A 16,652-nucleotide genomic window follows, 5' to 3' on the forward strand; every position below is an offset into this window, starting at 1 on the left:
ATTATTCTCCCTTGCTCACAAAGCCGCTTGCCAATAGCCCGGTATTTTGACTGCTACTGGAAATGGTCACCCCTGCCGAAGCCAGTTTATCTAATTGCTCGCTCAACTTTGGCGTGTCCAGATCAGTACCCAGTACGTAACCTAGAATCTCTAAGTGCTGACCCCGCGCCGCCGCTTTTTGCTTCGCGTTGATAATAGCTGGCAAAGTCACGCCAACAGGATCTTCATGTGAGCCATAACCGATAACAAAATCGAGAATGATCACCCCAACTTCAGGGTCGTCAGCTTCTTTAAGCAGACGTTCAATACGCGATGAAGGGTCGATCATCGGATGTGGGCGCCCATTAGTAAAATCATCGTCACCAAAATCGATAAAGGTGTGCTGCTGGCTAACATTAATGTCCGCTAAACGCTGCTCTGGTTTTTTGGCGATATTGCTATACACCTGACTATGCGTATCACGCACCAGCATCATGGTTTCTTCACATAAGGTGCCACCGCAGAACAAGCCACGAATGTACTTTTGTTCAGGTGATAACTTGACTTTAATCTCTTCAATTAACGCTAAGTTCAAAGCGCGCTTATTAATACTACTTTCATCAACACCCGCTAAAACAACCGCTTGTAACGCGGCTTCTTTAGTAGTTTTAGCAAAGTGAGCCCCTGCTGCAATAACCGGTGCTTCTTCACCACCTAACAGACAAACTACCACAGGCTTGCTAAAGCTCTGAACCAGTGCGAGTACCTTAGCTTCAACGCTTTTCGCCGCAGGTTTAGAGACGATTAAGATCACCTCAGTGGCAGGATCGGCCTCTAATGCACGCAGTCCATCTAGCATCATGATACCACCGACTTCTGCGCTTAAGTCACGTCCACCAGTACCTAATAGTTGCGATATACCACCGCCAAAGTCATGAATACGTGCAGCAACTTCTTGGCTGCCCGTGCCTGATGCGCCGACAATACCAATATTACCTGGACGGACTTTGTTGGCGAAACACAGACCAACATGATTAATAATGGCGGTGCCGCAATCTGGCCCCATCATTAGCAAGCCTTTTTCGTGAGCAAAGGTTTTAAGCTCCACCTCGTCGGCCACCGAAACGTTGTCGCTAAACATCAATACGTGTAAACCGTTAGTCAGCGCGGTTAGCGCTTCACGCTTAGCAAACTCACCAGGCACAGAGATCACCGCCAGATTGGCATCGGGTGCGTCGTTTAAGGCACTCTTTAAGGTGACATATTTTTTCTTACTTGCGCCTAACCCTGTTGCCGCTTTGTCATCGCCTTTTAAGAGCACTTCTACTTTGGCAAGTACAGCATCACACACTTCCTCACTAACGGCTTTTACCACAATAAACAGATCGCCACTGTTGGCAGTTTGCACTTCAGGTAATAATAAACCTATGTTAGCTAACACTCCTTTATTCATCTCGGTTGCCATTGCAACAAAGGCCTGCTCAACATCATTAATTTCATTAACTTTGGTCGTTAATGCCATTAATGAAACCGAATCGAAATAGGTATTCTTTTTTAAAGTTAATTTTACGACCATATTAGCCTCTACTATATTTCAACAAAAAATGTGTAATTACTCATGTAATAGTTAATAAAATAACCACTACACCTATGTGTAAATATGTATTCCATTTAAATAAGAGAAAATAAAAATCATCAACCTTCAAGTAACTACTGACTTAAACCCACCAATTAATTAAAATGTTTAACAAGGATACTCAGTTAAATTTTATTTATTTAGCAAACTATTTTTAATATCAACCAATTCATCAACGTCATCGCAGACTTCAATGGCTTGATTAATGACGGCTATTGCTTGTTCAAGCAGGCCCATTATTTCTAATGACTTAGCTTTATGCTGATAATAAAGCCCATTGCGAGCATCATGCTTAATCGCATTTTCTATAGCGGCAATCGCCTCATCGTGTCGTCCTAATGAACGCAGGCTATTGGCCTGATGAAATGAGTAATCATAACGATGCGGCTGCTGCGCCAATAATAGGACCATTGCATCGACTGCATCCTCATGCATGCCAAGCTCTCGTAAATAATTAGACTTGTGGTAGCGCACAAACGGTGACTCAGGCTGAATTGCAATGCCGTAATCAAATTCAACGAGTGCCTGCTGCGTTTGTTTGGCAAGCCGATAACTATTGGCGATATAAAGATAAAACTGCGCTTTATTGTCACTCAGTGCCAAACCTTCATGGTAAGCGGTTATTGCCTCATCAAAACGCGCTAACTCAGTTAGCACATAACCACAGTAATAGAAGTAATCTACTGGATTGGTAAAGTCATCCCTATTGGTGGTTAACACTGCCAACGCCGCTTGATAGTCAAACTGACGAATATGCTGTTTAACTAAGCGTAATGCAGCACTATAGCCTTGCTTAACTTGCTCACCTTGCGTCATCAAGGCGACAATACTTTGTTGACCCAAAGCGTTGGCATGATCGAGCGCGCTTAATCCATCGCGATCTTGAAGGTGAATGTCAGCACCAGCGTCGAGTAACCCCTCAATAACGTCGGCATATAAATACCCACCATCACCTAAGATCACCGCTTCTAATAATGCCGACCACCCTAATTTATTCGCGTGATTGACTGGGATGCCAGCATCTAAACTGACCAGTACAGTACGTAAAAAGCCTTTTTCGCTTGAGGGCAACAATGGCGTCCCCCCAAAACGGTTAACACTGGTGACGTCGGCGCCATTGGTTAAAGTCAGTGATAAAAGTGCGTGAAATCCGTTAGCGCCAGCGCACAGGTAAGGCGTCAGTTGGTTTACATCACGAGCATTAACATCAGCACCATGCTCTATGAGCACCTTGGCTAGCGTCAGATTATTTTGCTGCACAGCAATCATCAACGCAGTACAGCCATTTTGATCTCGGCTATCGACTTCGACCTGCTCCGCTAAATAAGTCATAACATCGTCTACTCGATTATTGATGACCAACTTATGCAACGACATAGGGGCATTAGCATTCATATTCACTCCTCAAGCGGCTTCAGTGGCTTTGGTTGCTGGGGTAATAGGCAGTGGTGGGCTAACAGGCTCGCTTGCACTCTCTTTAAGGTTGTAAAAATGTTTCACACCAAACAGAGTCGCCATCATCAAATAGGAGTAAACAAACATCATAGATTCAGGTTGAGCAAAGCCAACGCCATTGGCATGGATGAACCCTACCAGTGCTAAACCTGCAGCAACTAAGGCAGCAACCACGGCGCGAAGGGGGGTATTATTAATAGCAAAAACCACCATACAGCCCCACAGCAAACTCGCAAGCGGTGCACCATTGCCTAAGCCCACCATGCCTTGGTAATAAATTCCTTTTGCCGCTAACGCTTCTATCCCCACCTCTTGGGCATTCGTACCGGCTGTTGCCAAAGTGTTTTTGAATAAAGATAGTGCCCAGTAACCAATCCATGGGAATAAACAAACGAAGATTGCAGGTACTTCCAATTTAGGCGTTTCACGTACGACTTGGTTAGCCGTCACAATACCGATGTAGACTAATATTGGTGCAATAGCAGCACCAGGGATAAGGCTCAGTAACAGTGCACCTAAACCAAACAGACACACGAAGAACATAATCACACCATTAAACAGGGTGTAACCTATACTCGCCCCCATCTCTTTATAAGCGGCATGACCCACATACACAGTCACAGGGAAAGGGTTCCCCATAAACGCACCGAGCATTGATGCACAGCCGTTAACCATCATGATTTTACGTGTCGGATAAGAGTCACCCGCGGCATCGGCACTTTCAATATTCTCAAGGTCAAATACATAATTGGCCAAACCTAGTGGCACAGCGGATGCCAAATAAGGTAAGGCGTGTGGCACACCTTGGATAAAGCTGTCGATATGAAATTGTGGAGGGTTGAACCCCGCATCTGATAGTGAGGAAATAATCGCATCGGGTGACTGCAAACCAAATAACCAAGCCAGCGCGGTACCAACAATAATCAGTAACAAGCCAGTGGGAATTTTTGGAAACAGCGGTTTTTTACCAAACCAGTTGATAAAGATAAGACCTAGCACCACAAACGATACAACAGGCGTTGAGAATGCTTGCAACATCGGGTTGAGCGCCAGCAGTGTAAGACCTAAGCCCGCCAAACAAGACAGCAACACTGTGCGAGGTACGATCCGACGGATGGTATCGCCGAAGAATGAGCCGACTAATAGGATCATCGCCTCAACAAAACACCAAACTAATGCGATTTGAATTGCAAACGCCGCATCTTGCGTCGAGTGATAAACAGGCATAATCACGAGGAAGGTAACGGTAAAAATAGAGGGGGCACTGGGACCAGATGGTAAAGCCGTCACATCATCGCGGCCGGTTTCCTTTTTCAATTTATAGGCAAACCAAGCATAAAAAATACTGGCACACATCACGGCTAAGCCAAACGCCGGGACGACCTGCCCCATAACAAATTCTTTTGGTAAACCGACGACAAAAAGTAACAAGCCCATCATCGTCAGTAAATTGGTTAAATTATTGGTAAACAGGCCAAAGAAGGCCGCCCAATCACCTTTACGCCAAACATCACTTATGTCCATATAGCTGTCCTATTGTGATTTAATTATTTAATTGGAGTTAATAGCGAACACCCAAAGGTTAACAAAATTAAGGCGAGTCAATAAATTAGAAAACTAAATAGGCAAGATTAGACTTAATGATACAGGCACAAAAATAAACATAAAAATAACCAAAAAATAACAATATAAAAACAATTAATTAACACTGACTGGGTTCAAGGTCATTTAACGTGATCAACCTCACTCTTAGGCTGACTGCTAACGCTTGCAAGTAACAAAATGAAGTGTGATGAGAGTCACGTCATACTATTAGCAAAGGGATTTTTTTGCTAAATCTCTCGAAGCATTTGCCGTTAGTGTGCTTAGATAGCTTGGATAAACCAGTAAGACCTTAACCGTGAAATCAAAATAAACAGCTGATAATATTAAACAAAAATCACTTACCTTGTGAGCTAAACACGCTAAGACCGCAAAACCGAATATCACACTGAAGCATGACTCTACAGCAGATGTTGCCATTGATTTAACAAGCCTAAAATTCTACGACGAAGATGATGAAAACATCTCAGCAAGATAAAAAAGTGCCAAACCTTGCCTATTCGATAGCGCGTCGTAGCACTTAGCCGATAGCATCTAGTCGATAACGGTATGCATAAATGCCTATCAACAGAAACCGTCATCATTAATCTTACTAATAATGAAAGGTGCGCTGAATGACTCAAGCTATTGATGTAAATCGCTCAGGAAGGTCTCTCTTTTTCAAATATTTGACCTTCAAAATGACGAGATAATGCAAACACTTGCGAACGCAAAAAATGGGCGTATAATCCTTCGGAATTTTTCGGAACAGGGTTTAACAATGAACTGGGCAGCTAAGTACAACTTGATTCATTATCGTCGAGAAGCTGCATTGGTATTATTCTTCTGTTTTTCGATTTCAAAAAAAGCCTCCTTATTTAAGGGGGCTTTTTTTTGTCTACTTTTTACGTCAGATAAAACCGTTTTAAAGCTTAATTTGTAAGATACATTCACAAGGTAACTTGGATGTCAGTGCGACCTAAAAAATTTAAAACCATTAATATCAGTTATCTATATATAGGGAAGAGAAGCCATGGCCAATTCGTTGTTTCAAAAACACATCATATCCATTCCGGAATTAACCCGAAGTGAACTTGAACTGATCGTTGAAACTGCTGGAAAACTAAAAGCAGAACCCAATCCACAATTATTAAAAAATAAAGTCGTGGCATGCTGTTTTTTTGAACCATCAACACGTACCCGCCTCTCTTTCGAAACCGCAATACAGCGCCTTGGTGGTACTGTGATTGGTTTTGATAATGGCAGTAACACCTCGTTAGCTAACAAAGGAGAAACGCTGGCTGACTCAGTCCAAGTTATATCTTCTTACGTCGATGCTTTTGTTATACGTCACCCGCAGGAGGGGTCAGCACGTTTAGCCTCTGAATTCTCCCACGGCGTCCCCGTAGTTAACGGTGGCGATGGAGCAAATCAACACCCAACACAAACCCTATTAGACCTATTTTCAATCTTTGAAACCCAAGGACGTCTAGATAACTTGAACATCGCATTCGTCGGCGATCTAAAGTATGGCCGTACTGTGCATTCTCTGGCCCAAGCATTATCGAAGTTTAACAACATTAATTTCTTCTTCATCGCACCCGAAATTTTGGCTATGCCTGATTACATTTGCGAAGAGTTAAACCAAGCAGGTATCAATTATAGTCTGCATGCCACTATGGAAGAGGTCATCCCTAAGCTAGACATACTGTACATGACTCGCGTTCAGAAAGAGCGTTTGGACGAATCAGAGTACGTGCACATTAAAGCCGCTTACGTCCTAACCGCTTCAATGCTAGCTGACGCGCCAGATAATCTAAAGGTATTGCACCCATTACCGCGTATAGATGAAATTACCGTCGACGTAGATAAAACCAAACACGCTTACTACTTTCAGCAAGCTGAAAACGGGGTTTACGCGCGTGAAGCGCTACTGGCACTTGTACTCAACGAACAACTATAAGCAGGAGATAATCGCTATGCCTAAGGAAACCCAACTAGTTGAAGCAATAAAAAATGGTTCTGTTATCGACCATATTCCCGCAAACGTGGGAATAAAGGTGCTGAAACTATTTAAAATGCATAAAACTAACCAACGTGTAACGATAGGGCTTAACCTTCCATCTTCAGCTTTAGGTGCCAAAGATCTGATTAAAATTGAAAACGTGTTTATCAATACCGATCAGGCTAACCAATTGGCTTTATATGCGCCGAATGCAACGGTAAACCAAATAGAAAATTATGAAGTCGTTAAAAAACTCACCTTGTCACTCCCAGAGAAAATCAATTCGATTTTCAAGTGCCCTAATAGTAACTGCATTACTCATAACGAGCCTGTCGACAGTAGTTTTACTATTATTGCCAAAAAAGAAGATGTATTCCTAAAGTGCAGATACTGTGAAAAAGTATTTTCGCGGGAAATCGTCACTGAACGTGTTTAACCTTAACAGAGGTTAAAAATTAGATTGACCGAGATGAATTAATCATACAAATGGTTAATTCATCTCAAACTTATCACTCGCTATACTCATAACTCATAAGCTGGATTTGTACATCAGCACCCCGCCTTCCCATTAGACGTTCACACCTAAAACAAGCCATTTTTCAATACATCACAAAAAAGTACCCAGTACAAAAATACCGTTAAGCTACCAATGGCAAGATGGCAATTGACACTGACCTCCTTTAAGCGTTGCTAATGCTTGATTATGTGATCGATGATCATTGCAAATGCTGAGTATAAGATCACAATAACGGAACGACTTGACGGAAATTTAGATCAGCCTGATATACTCTACCCTGCACAAATTCAAGAAGAGCCAGTCCCAATGAAAGGGAATGCGAATAAATATCATGGTATAAGAGCGCTTAAACCTAAATATTGATACAAAACATTGCCAATACTGTGGCCTAACATCCGCTATAAAGGCTATAGAACACAGGTCAATGAGTTAGATAGTCATCCTAATTTAGCCACCTTTAGACTGGCAAATAACGGATTTTTAATTCGCATGACACAGCTTGCACTGACATTGGGTGTTGATTCACAATTTGAACAATACAAATGTCCAGTTAATTGGTACTTACAAAACGCCGATTTAAAATCTGGCGATTGACTTTAAGGATATAGAATGACCCGTTCTGAAGCCCTATTTGAACAAGCTAAAAAAACCATCCCCGGCGGCGTTAACTCTCCGGTTCGTGCATTTAATGGTGTAGGCGGTTCGCCCCTGTTTATTGAAAAAGCCAATGGCGCTTATATTTACGATGCCGATGGCAAAGCTTATATCGACTATGTTGGTTCTTGGGGACCGATGATCCTCGGTCATAACCACCCTAAAATCCGTGCTGCGGTATTAGCTGCCGTTGAAAATGGTTTGTCTTTTGGCGCACCTACAGAACTTGAAGTGCAAATGGCCGAGAAAGTCATCTCTATGGTGCCGTCTATCGAGCAAGTGCGCATGGTGAGTTCAGGCACAGAAGCAACCATGAGTGCTATCCGTTTAGCACGCGGTTTTACCAATCGTGACAAGATCTTAAAATTCGAAGGCTGTTACCACGGCCATGCGGATTGCCTGTTAGTGAAAGCCGGTTCTGGCGCGTTAACCTTAGGCCAACCTAGTTCACCCGGTATTCCTGAAGATTTCGCCAAGCACACCTTAACCGCTGTGTATAACGACTTAGATTCAGTCAGAACCTTGTTCGAGCAGTATCCAACTGACATTTCTTGCATCATCATCGAGCCCGTTGCTGGCAACATGAACTGTATTCCACCTATCCCAGGTTTCCTGCAAGGTCTGCGTGATATTTGTGATGAGTTCGGCGCCTTAATGATCATCGACGAAGTGATGACAGGTTTTCGCGTATCACAAAGCGGCGCTCAAGGTTACTACGGTGTCACACCAGACTTGACCACGCTTGGTAAAGTGATTGGTGGCGGTATGCCAGTGGGTGCCTTCGGTGGCCGTAAAGATGTAATGCAGTTTATCGCACCTACGGGTCCGGTTTACCAAGCGGGTACGTTATCGGGTAACCCCATTGCGATGTCAGCGGGTCTGGCACAAATGGAAGCTCTGTGTGAAGAAGGTCTATACGAAGAGTTGAGCGCGAAAACTAAACGTATTGCAGAAGGTTTTAAAGCGGCAGCTGACAAGCACGGTATTCCAATGGCGATCAACTATGTTGGCGGCATGTTCGGTTTCTTCTTCACAGAACAACCGGAAATCACCCGTTTTGACCAAGTGACCCAATGCAATATCGAGCAGTTCCGTATTTTCTACCACGGTATGCTAGATGAAGGTGTTTACTTAGCGCCAAGTGCCTATGAAGCTGGCTTCCTTTCAATGGCCCATGGCGAAGAAGAGATGCGCTTAACCTTAGAAGCGGCAGATCGCGTATTGGCTAGCATGAAAGCGGCAAGCTAAGTCTACATATCTAAAATCATAAAGGGATGCCAGTGCGTAATCCCGAACAGTTAAGACAGATCGCTTGACGATCTCGCTGAAAAGATCAAAATCCGATGACCTCTTGTCATCGGATTTTTTATGCAACTCTCAGAAGCTCTCGCGCGCACTCATATTACCCGCCTAACTGAATTTACCTGCTTAGCTGATGTGTTAGAACCTGAGTTAATTCAATCCTGTTTAGACTCTCAGGGCGTTGCGACATTAAGACGGCGTAAATTACCCATAGATGCGATGATTTGGGCGGTTATCGGAATGGCCTTGTTCCGAGGGGAGTCTGTTCGGTCAATCATCAACAAACTCGACATTGTTTTGCCGCAAGAGATTGATTATGTTGTACACAGCGCCGTGACTCAGGCGCGTAAACAATTGGACAGTGAGGTTATTCGAGAGGTGTTTAGCCGCAGCGCCAATATCTGGCACGCCAGAGCTGAACACCCTCATTGGTGTGGTCTCAACTTGTATGGCGTCGACGGTGTAGTGTGGCGGACACCCGATAGTGTCCAAAATCAAGCTGCCTTTGCGCGCACCGCAAATGCTTCAGGCGAAGCGGCTTATCCGCAAATTCGTATGGTTTGCTTGATGGAGTTAAGCAGCCATTTGTTGGTCAACAGTGTCTTTGATTCGGTGCCGAAAATGAAATGAACTTAGCGTCGGGGCTCATTACTAGCATTCCCAATCACAGTCTAACCCTATTTGACCGAGGGTTTTACTCGCTCGGCCTTCTGCACGCTTGGCAGCAAGCACAACCTGATAGTCACTGGTTGTTGCCGCTGAAAAAAGGCACTCAATATGAGGTGGTGCGAACGCAGGGAAAACATGACCAGTGGGTGAAACTCACCACCACGCCTCAAGCCAGAAAGAAATGGCCGCAGCTCCCTGATACTCTTGAAGTCCGTTTACTCACTAAGACAGTGGAAGGTAAGTTAATCTCCATTTTAATCTCGTTGACTGACCCGATGCGTTACCCCAACGAAGACATCGTCGACTTATATGCCCATCGATGGGAAATCGAACTGGGCTACAGAGAGATGAAACAACATCTGTTGGGAGTCGTTTTACGCTCCGTAGTCAACTACCGGAGCGGGTGACTCAAGAGTTATGGGACGTGCTACTGGCATACAATCTCATCCGATATAAGATGTTACTGATGGCCAAAAGCTTGCCATCAGTCCCCCCCCAATCAACTGAGTTTTCGGGATGCGGCGAGTCATATCATCTTCAAGCTGACACAACTGCCATCACAAACGCCGGGGAATGTCCCGAGAGATGTATTGGATATAGAACGCAATACACGGCAATTTAAGTTGGATGGTAAATGGTAAAGGGCTTATCCAAGAGTGCTTAAAATGAGCAAAAATAAGTATCCGGTTAAAGCAAAGAAAATGCCGTTCACTCTTAAATGAACGGCATTAAGGCAGTTCGTCCCTTTTTTATGCTGAAAAATACATCATTTGCATATCGACATGCTCGCTTGGATTTTTACGACAATAGAGCTCACTTAAATAAATAGTCGCTAAGGTCAAAGGTCAAAGTGTGTAGCCTAAAAACAAACCTACATCGACGTGACTATTCAAGAATCTCTATCTGAACAAAAATTAATTGAAGGATCTGCAAACTGATTGCTTAGACTTTAATCGTAGAACTCACTTTTAACACTGCAATTAAACTTATAGATTTAGATTAAAAGACTAAGAAAGCGCAAAATTTCGAGATATAAAACCATAGAAACACCAATCAGCATGAGATCAATATCACAAAGTAAACATAAATTGGGTTATAGCTAACGGTTGCGTTATGTACCCCATTATGTTCTGATCCGCACGCGCTAACACGGCTAGCTTAATTCAGCCTTGATAAGCTCAATCTTTAGGTTGACTCAAGTCGTCCTACGACATTAAAACAGCAGTTGGAATTGCAGTTATGTTAAATACTTTTCTCATCATACTTGCCGTGCTTGCATTACTCAGTATTGTTTTCGAAGAAGTTACCCATCTTAATAAAGCAAAAACCACCTTATTCTTTGGCTGTATCTCTTGGGTAGCGCTGTTTATGGCTGCTGGAGATCCCGCTAATGAGAAAATAGTTGCCCATCAGCTCAATGAAAATTTGCTCGAGATTGCCACACTTTGGCTCTTTCTGATGTCGACCATGACCTTCGTCGCGTACTTGAACGCGAAGGGCATGATCCAAATTATGGTCCAAAAACTATTCCCGCAGAAAGTGTCGGTACGTATGCTGATGATCCAAGTGGCCTTATTTGCACTGGTGCTTTCGGCATTTTGTGATAACGTCACTGCGACTTTAGTCTCTTTAGGTTTACTAACTACCTTTAAACTTGATAAGCAAATGCGCCGTAGAATGGCGGTATTGATCATCTTTGCGGTGAACTCAGGCGGTGTGGCTTTGATTACGGGCGACGTTACCACGCTGATGATTTTCCTCGGTGGTCATGTGCACATGTCTGAACTGCTGATGCTGTTTATCCCATCGGCGATAAGCGTGATTTTACTCGCAACCCTGTTCTCTCTTAAAGTTGAAGGTGTAGTCAGCACCACGCCAATCAAACACACCTATCAAACCGTTGATGTCATGATTGCCCTCGTGTTCTTCTGTACGATTTTAATGACAATGTTACTGAACATATTGTTTGGTATCCCGCCAGTGCTGACCTTCTTAACCGGTCTGTCAATCATGTTCCTGATTGGCCATACCACGCGTAGCGATAAAGAAGAAATCAAAATTCTTGAGTACATTCGCCAAGTAGAATACGACACCCTGTTGTTCTTCTTAGGTATTTTACTGCTCGTTGGTATGCTTAAAGAAATCGGCACCTTAGATATGTTGACCGAAGCTTACACAATGTTTAATCCAAACATTTCTAACTTCTTCACTGGTATTGGCTCAGCCTTAATCGATAACGTGCCACTCACAGCAGCACTATTAAAAGCCAACCCAGTATTGAGCACACCTGAATGGCTTGGTTTGACTTATAGTGTCGGCGTCGGCGGTTCACTACTGATCATTGGTTCTGCATCAGGTATTGTGGCCATGAGTAAAGTGAAGGAACTGACTTTTGTGAGTTACTTAAAATATGTTCCAGCACTTTTCCTTTGCTATTGTGTCGGTTACGCAATCACACTGTTTTTAGCCTATAGGCTATTTGATTAAGTTAGTCTTGGTATAAGAATAAAAAAAGGCGCCTAAGGCTAATGCCGATCAGTTAAGACAGATCGCTTGACGATCTCGCTGAAAAGATCAAAATCCGATGACCTCTTGTCATCGGATTTTTTATGCAATTCTCAGAAGCTCTCGCGCGCACTCATATTACCCGCCTAACTGAATTTACCTGCTTAGCTGATGTGTTAGAACCTGAGTTAATTCAATCCTATTTGGACTCACAAGGCGTTGCGACATTAAGACGGCGTAAATTGCCGATGGACGCGATGATTTGGGCGGTTATCGGAATGGCCTTGTTTCGAGGAGAGTCTGTTCGGTCACTCATCAACAAACTCGACATTGTTTTGCCGCAAGATATTGATTATGTTGCACGCAACGCCGTGACTCAGGCGCGTAAACAATTGGGCAGTGAGGTTATTCGAGAGGTGTTTAGCCGCAGCGCCAATACCTGGCACGCCAGAGCTGAACACCCTCATTGGTGTGGCGGACACCCGATAGTGTCCAAAATCAAGCTGCCTTTGCGCACACCGCAAACGCTTCAGGCGAAGCGGCTTATCCGCAAATTCGCATGGTTTGCTTGATGGAGTTAAGCAGCCATTTGTTGGTCAACAGTGTCTTTGATTCGGTGCCGAAAATGAAATGAACTTGGCGTCTGGGGTCATTCCTAGCATTCCCAATCACAGTCTAACCTTATTTGACCGAGGATTTTACTCGCTCGGCAGCAAGCACAACCTGATAGTCACTGGTTGTTGCCGCTGAAAAAAGTACTCAATATGAGGTGGTGCGAACGCAGGGAAAACATGACCAGTGGGTGAAACTCACCACCACGCCTCAAGCCAAAAAGAAATGGCCGCAGCTCCCTGATACTCTTGAAGTCCATTTACTCACTAAGACAATGAAAGGTAAGCCAGTCGCAATGTTGACTTCGTTGACTGACCCGATGCGTTACCCCGGCGAAGACATTGTCGACTTGTATGCCCATCGATGGGAAATCGAACTGGGCTACAGAGAGATGAAGCAACATCTGTTGGGAGTCGTTTTACGCTCCGTAGTCAACTGCCGGAGCGGGTGACTCAAGAGCTGTGGGGCGTGTTGCTGGCCTACAATCTTATCCGATACAAGATGTTACTGATGGCCAAAAGCTTGCCATCGGTCCATCCCAATCAACTGAGTTTTAGGGATGCGGCGAGTTATATCATCTTCAAACTGACACAACTGCCATCACAAACGCCGGGGAATGTCCCGAGAGATGTATTGGATATAGAACGCAATGCACGGCAATTTAAGTTGGATGGTAAATGGGAAAGGGCTTATCCAAGAATGCTTAAAATGAGCAAAAATAAGTATCCGGTTAAAGCAAAGAAAAATGCCGTTCACTCTAAAGTGAACGGCATTAGCCTAAGGCGTCTTTCTTATTTCTACGATTTGATGCTGCAAGTTATCGCATTACGATTACTGATGAGCATGATTCATATAGACATTATTATCATTTGGCTAAATCGCAGGCACCTTAAACTGGGTACCTTGGATATCTAACACAATATCCCGTGGACGAATGGCGATAATCTTTAATTTTCCCGCGATCAAATCCCCTTCTTGTAATTCAGCACCATCGACATTTAACCATCGTTGACTTGAATCAGTAGAGTAAACATGGGCAACAATATTAAATTCAGGGACTTGCAGCTGTAATCCTGCAGGTAATTGACCATATTTAGGAATATCATCCACAGCAGTTTTAGGAATAGGATCTAATTTCGCTTCTGTAACAGGAGTTGTTGCAGCATTAGTATATTCCACTTCTTTTAATGCACTTTGAAACGTCGCCACTAAGTTATCTTCATCACGACTTTTATTAGTTTCTAAGCCAACATCTTCCGCTGCTGCGCTCACTTGCTGGCGTAGAGCCTCAAGACTCGCTAAACCTGCTCCATTAGCGTTGGCACCTAACACCATGGTTTGCGATGCATTAACGGGTGAGGTTTGAGTGTCTACAGCCATCGTTTCACTATTTTCAGCATCTACTTGAGCTGACGTCGACATGTAGTCTGTGTAACTGGCATCACTTGCACTAACAGCCTGAGTATTTACATTGGCGGCATCAACCTGAGGCGCATTTGATACTACTACCCCTGGCTGAAATTGCGGTATGGCGGTTAGCTCAGGTAACGTCTGTGCCCGAGGAAGTGCCACTTTCCCAGCAAAGCGAACACCTGAAGCGGCACTAGATTGCGCTTGTAATTGATCGTCAGTTTCCACAGCCTGCTGAGGCTCATTTTTCCTCGCTGTCAGTGGTGTTGATGACAATGGATTCATCACTAAGCGACTTGCAGTCGATTCCGTTGGAGTCTGTCGAGCTTGGTTCCACACGTTTAATCCCCAAGCCGCACCAACTCCGGCGGCAAGTGCGAGTACCAATAAAGAAATTTTGCCTATGGGTAACGTATTTTTACGTGGCTGCGGATAATTCGCCCTTGGCGTCATCACGGCATCGGGAAGCTGCGATTGTTGCTGTTGTTTATTACGGATAACGGCATCAAGTAATATGGACATTAGCGACTTGCCCCATTATCCGTTAAACGCGGCCCTTGCTGACTTAAATACAAATTTAATCTCACTAATGTTTGATTCCCAGCAATACCATCGGCTTTTAATCCATGTTGACTTTGGAAAGCTTTAAGATCATTTTCTAATTGCACATCAAATTGGTTAACTCTGCGTGCATTACGGTTGTTTATCTGGGCTAAGGCATTTTCTAGCCATTGCAATTGTCCAGGACTCGATTTTTGACTGATATCCATCATAGGTAAATTAGGGGCTTGCCATAGTATTTCGAAGGTGCCACTAAAATGCTGATTAAACCAAGCCTTATCAACCCAAAGCTGTTGCTCTCCTAATTGTATAAGTAGTTGATCACCATCTATCGCGATCACTGTGCCATAAAAATCTTGCTGATTATCATCGACTAAATAAACCACAGCAGGGTAATTAAGTCGGGTGAGAGACATCCAATTACCTTGCTGTTGATAGCATGCTAATCCTTGCTCAACTGCTGATTGACAGGCGGTTAAGCCTTTATAGGGCACTTTTCCCCACAGACCAAATAGCCCCGCAAAAGCGGTATCGATATTGCGACTTTGATTAATTGCATCATTGAGCAAACGTTGATTAGGGTTTGCACCTGGCGCCTGAGACAGCTCAGCACTTAAGTGATTACTCGACTCCACCCTATGGGGTACCGCGGTTGTATTAAGTTTTTGAGGGTTCATTTCGATAGGCTCTGGCATAGGTTGAGAGACTAAATTAGTCGCTGCATTTGCGGGCTTATCAGTCAATAGCCAATAAGAAACGCCAAAAGCTATAAGCAGCACAATCACAGTCGCTGCCGGCCACAGATATTTATGTTGAGTAGGCTCAGCTTCACCTAACACTTCTGCCGCAGCTTGTCTCACCATATGATGGTCAATTGGCAAGCGTGACTGCGCATAGCCGGCCATCAAGGCCCGCTCACATAAAAGGTTAATTAGTCGAGGTATACCACCACTGTACTTTTGCAAAACCTTAATAGCTTTTCCAGTAAACAGCGGCTCAAACCGCCCCGCGACTTGCAAGCGATGTAAGACATAAAGCCCTATTTCATCTTCATTTAGCGGTAATAAATGGTAACGCGCAGTAATACGTTGCGCTAATTGACGTAACTCTTGGCGCTTTAATAACAACTGCAACTCTGGCTGACCAATCAAAATAACTTGCAGTAATTTTTTAGTATCGGTTTCAAGATTGGTAAGCAGTCGCAGTTGCTCTAATACCTCGGGGCGTAAATGCTGCGCCTCATCAATAATTAATACCGTGTTGCGGCCTTTACTGTGATTAGCCAATAGAAATCGGCTCAAGTGATCGATCAGTTGCTTGAGTGTGGGATTATCGCCGTAGGTAATCTTCAGTTCATCACAGAGAGTTGCAAGTAACTCGAGCTCTGTTAGCGACGGATTAAGAATAAATGCAGTATCGGTATTGTCGGGTAATTGCCCAAGCAAACAGCGAGATACTGTTGTTTTCCCCGTGCCAACTTCTCCTGTTAGCAACACAAAACCGCCCGTTTCACCTAACCCGTAAGTTAAATGGGCTAATGCCTCTCGATGCCTATCACTCAAAAACAAATAATGGGGATTGGGTGCAATTGAAAAAGGGTTGTCGCTGAGTCCATAAAAAGCCTTGTACATACCACCAATCATCCTAATTTAAAAATAACGCCCCACGTTAAAGCGTCCCAATGTTATTGTCAAAATATCCGTAACATCGATGTGACATACTCAGCATGCAAATATCTCCAGACGACTTTGCCAATCATCAATGTG

Annotated in this window: 9 protein-coding genes and 2 pseudogenes; 6 read left to right on the forward strand and 5 right to left on the reverse strand. The window is 43.9% G+C overall.

All coding sequences use genetic code 11. The features are described 5' to 3' along the window. Position 1: 1 nt before the first annotated feature. From fdrA to ACRN9H_RS09035, 3 genes are all read right to left on the reverse strand, one after another. Positions 2-1,555, reverse strand: coding sequence for an acyl-CoA synthetase FdrA (fdrA, locus tag ACRN9H_RS09025; RefSeq protein ID WP_432313382.1), 1,554 nt, complete (start codon positions 1,553-1,555; stop codon positions 2-4). A gap of 192 nt (positions 1,556-1,747) precedes the next feature. Next, on the reverse strand, positions 1,748-3,010 hold the full coding sequence (locus ACRN9H_RS09030; RefSeq protein ID WP_432313383.1) for an ankyrin repeat domain-containing protein: 1,263 nt from the start codon (positions 3,008-3,010) through the stop codon (positions 1,748-1,750). A gap of 9 nt (positions 3,011-3,019) precedes the next feature. Beyond that, positions 3,020-4,594 (reverse strand): hypothetical protein, encoded by a 1,575-nt coding sequence (locus ACRN9H_RS09035; RefSeq protein WP_432313384.1) that lies wholly within the window; start codon positions 4,592-4,594, stop codon positions 3,020-3,022. Between the two features lie 1,090 nt (positions 4,595-5,684). On the opposite strand from ACRN9H_RS09035, the gene pyrB reads away from it, so the two are divergent. The 6 genes and pseudogenes from pyrB to ACRN9H_RS09065 form a co-directional block, all read left to right on the forward strand. Next, on the forward strand, positions 5,685-6,614 hold the full coding sequence (pyrB, locus tag ACRN9H_RS09040) for an aspartate carbamoyltransferase (RefSeq protein ID WP_432313385.1): 930 nt from the start codon (positions 5,685-5,687) through the stop codon (positions 6,612-6,614). A gap of 16 nt (positions 6,615-6,630) precedes the next feature. Then, complete coding sequence (pyrI, locus tag ACRN9H_RS09045; protein ID WP_432313386.1) at positions 6,631-7,092, forward strand: aspartate carbamoyltransferase regulatory subunit; 462 nt, start codon at positions 6,631-6,633, stop codon at positions 7,090-7,092. A 690-nt stretch (positions 7,093-7,782) separates the two neighbouring features. Further along, positions 7,783-9,075: a glutamate-1-semialdehyde 2,1-aminomutase gene (hemL, locus tag ACRN9H_RS09050; protein WP_012088581.1), complete on the forward strand. Its 1,293-nt coding sequence runs from the start codon at positions 7,783-7,785 to the stop codon at positions 9,073-9,075. A 120-nt stretch (positions 9,076-9,195) separates the two neighbouring features. Next, positions 9,196-10,516 (forward strand): annotated as a pseudogene (locus ACRN9H_RS09055) (IS4 family transposase). A 521-nt stretch (positions 10,517-11,037) separates the two neighbouring features. Continuing rightward, a complete protein-coding gene (nhaD, locus tag ACRN9H_RS09060) occupies positions 11,038-12,285 on the forward strand; it encodes a sodium:proton antiporter NhaD (protein WP_432313387.1) in 1,248 nt (415 codons plus the stop codon). A 122-nt stretch (positions 12,286-12,407) separates the two neighbouring features. Continuing rightward, a pseudogene (locus ACRN9H_RS09065) lies at positions 12,408-13,674 on the forward strand (IS4 family transposase); the annotation flags it as partial. Between the two features lie 114 nt (positions 13,675-13,788). Here ACRN9H_RS09065 and ACRN9H_RS09070 read toward each other — a convergent pair. Together ACRN9H_RS09070 and ACRN9H_RS09075 are read right to left on the reverse strand one after the other, a co-directional pair. Further along, positions 13,789-14,847 (reverse strand): general secretion pathway protein GspB, encoded by a 1,059-nt coding sequence (locus ACRN9H_RS09070; protein WP_432313388.1) that lies wholly within the window; start codon positions 14,845-14,847, stop codon positions 13,789-13,791. Continuing rightward, on the reverse strand, positions 14,847-16,517 hold the full coding sequence (locus tag ACRN9H_RS09075; RefSeq protein ID WP_432313389.1) for an ExeA family protein: 1,671 nt from the start codon (positions 16,515-16,517) through the stop codon (positions 14,847-14,849). Before ACRN9H_RS09075 ends, ACRN9H_RS09070 begins: the two co-directional genes overlap by 1 nt. Between the last annotated feature and the right edge of the window lie 135 nt (positions 16,518-16,652).

Origin of the sequence: Shewanella sp. MF08487, assembly GCF_050848685.1 — a bacterium.
Lineage (GTDB): Bacteria > Pseudomonadota > Gammaproteobacteria > Enterobacterales > Shewanellaceae > Shewanella > Shewanella glacialipiscicola.

Coding starts and splice junctions, on each gene's coding strand:
- fdrA (WP_432313382.1), bottom strand. CDS start 1,555: ATGGTCGTAAAATTAACTTTAAAAAAGAATACCTATTTCGATTCGGTT.
- ACRN9H_RS09030 (WP_432313383.1), bottom strand. CDS start 3,010: ATGAATGCTAATGCCCCTATGTCGTTGCATAAGTTGGTCATCAATAAT.
- ACRN9H_RS09035 (WP_432313384.1), bottom strand. CDS start 4,594: ATGGACATAAGTGATGTTTGGCGTAAAGGTGATTGGGCGGCCTTCTTT.
- pyrB (WP_432313385.1), top strand. CDS start 5,685: ATGGCCAATTCGTTGTTTCAAAAACACATCATATCCATTCCGGAATTA.
- pyrI (WP_432313386.1), top strand. CDS start 6,631: ATGCCTAAGGAAACCCAACTAGTTGAAGCAATAAAAAATGGTTCTGTT.
- hemL (WP_012088581.1), top strand. CDS start 7,783: ATGACCCGTTCTGAAGCCCTATTTGAACAAGCTAAAAAAACCATCCCC.
- nhaD (WP_432313387.1), top strand. CDS start 11,038: ATGTTAAATACTTTTCTCATCATACTTGCCGTGCTTGCATTACTCAGT.
- ACRN9H_RS09070 (WP_432313388.1), bottom strand. CDS start 14,847: ATGTCCATATTACTTGATGCCGTTATCCGTAATAAACAACAGCAACAA.
- ACRN9H_RS09075 (WP_432313389.1), bottom strand. CDS start 16,517: ATGTACAAGGCTTTTTATGGACTCAGCGACAACCCTTTTTCAATTGCA.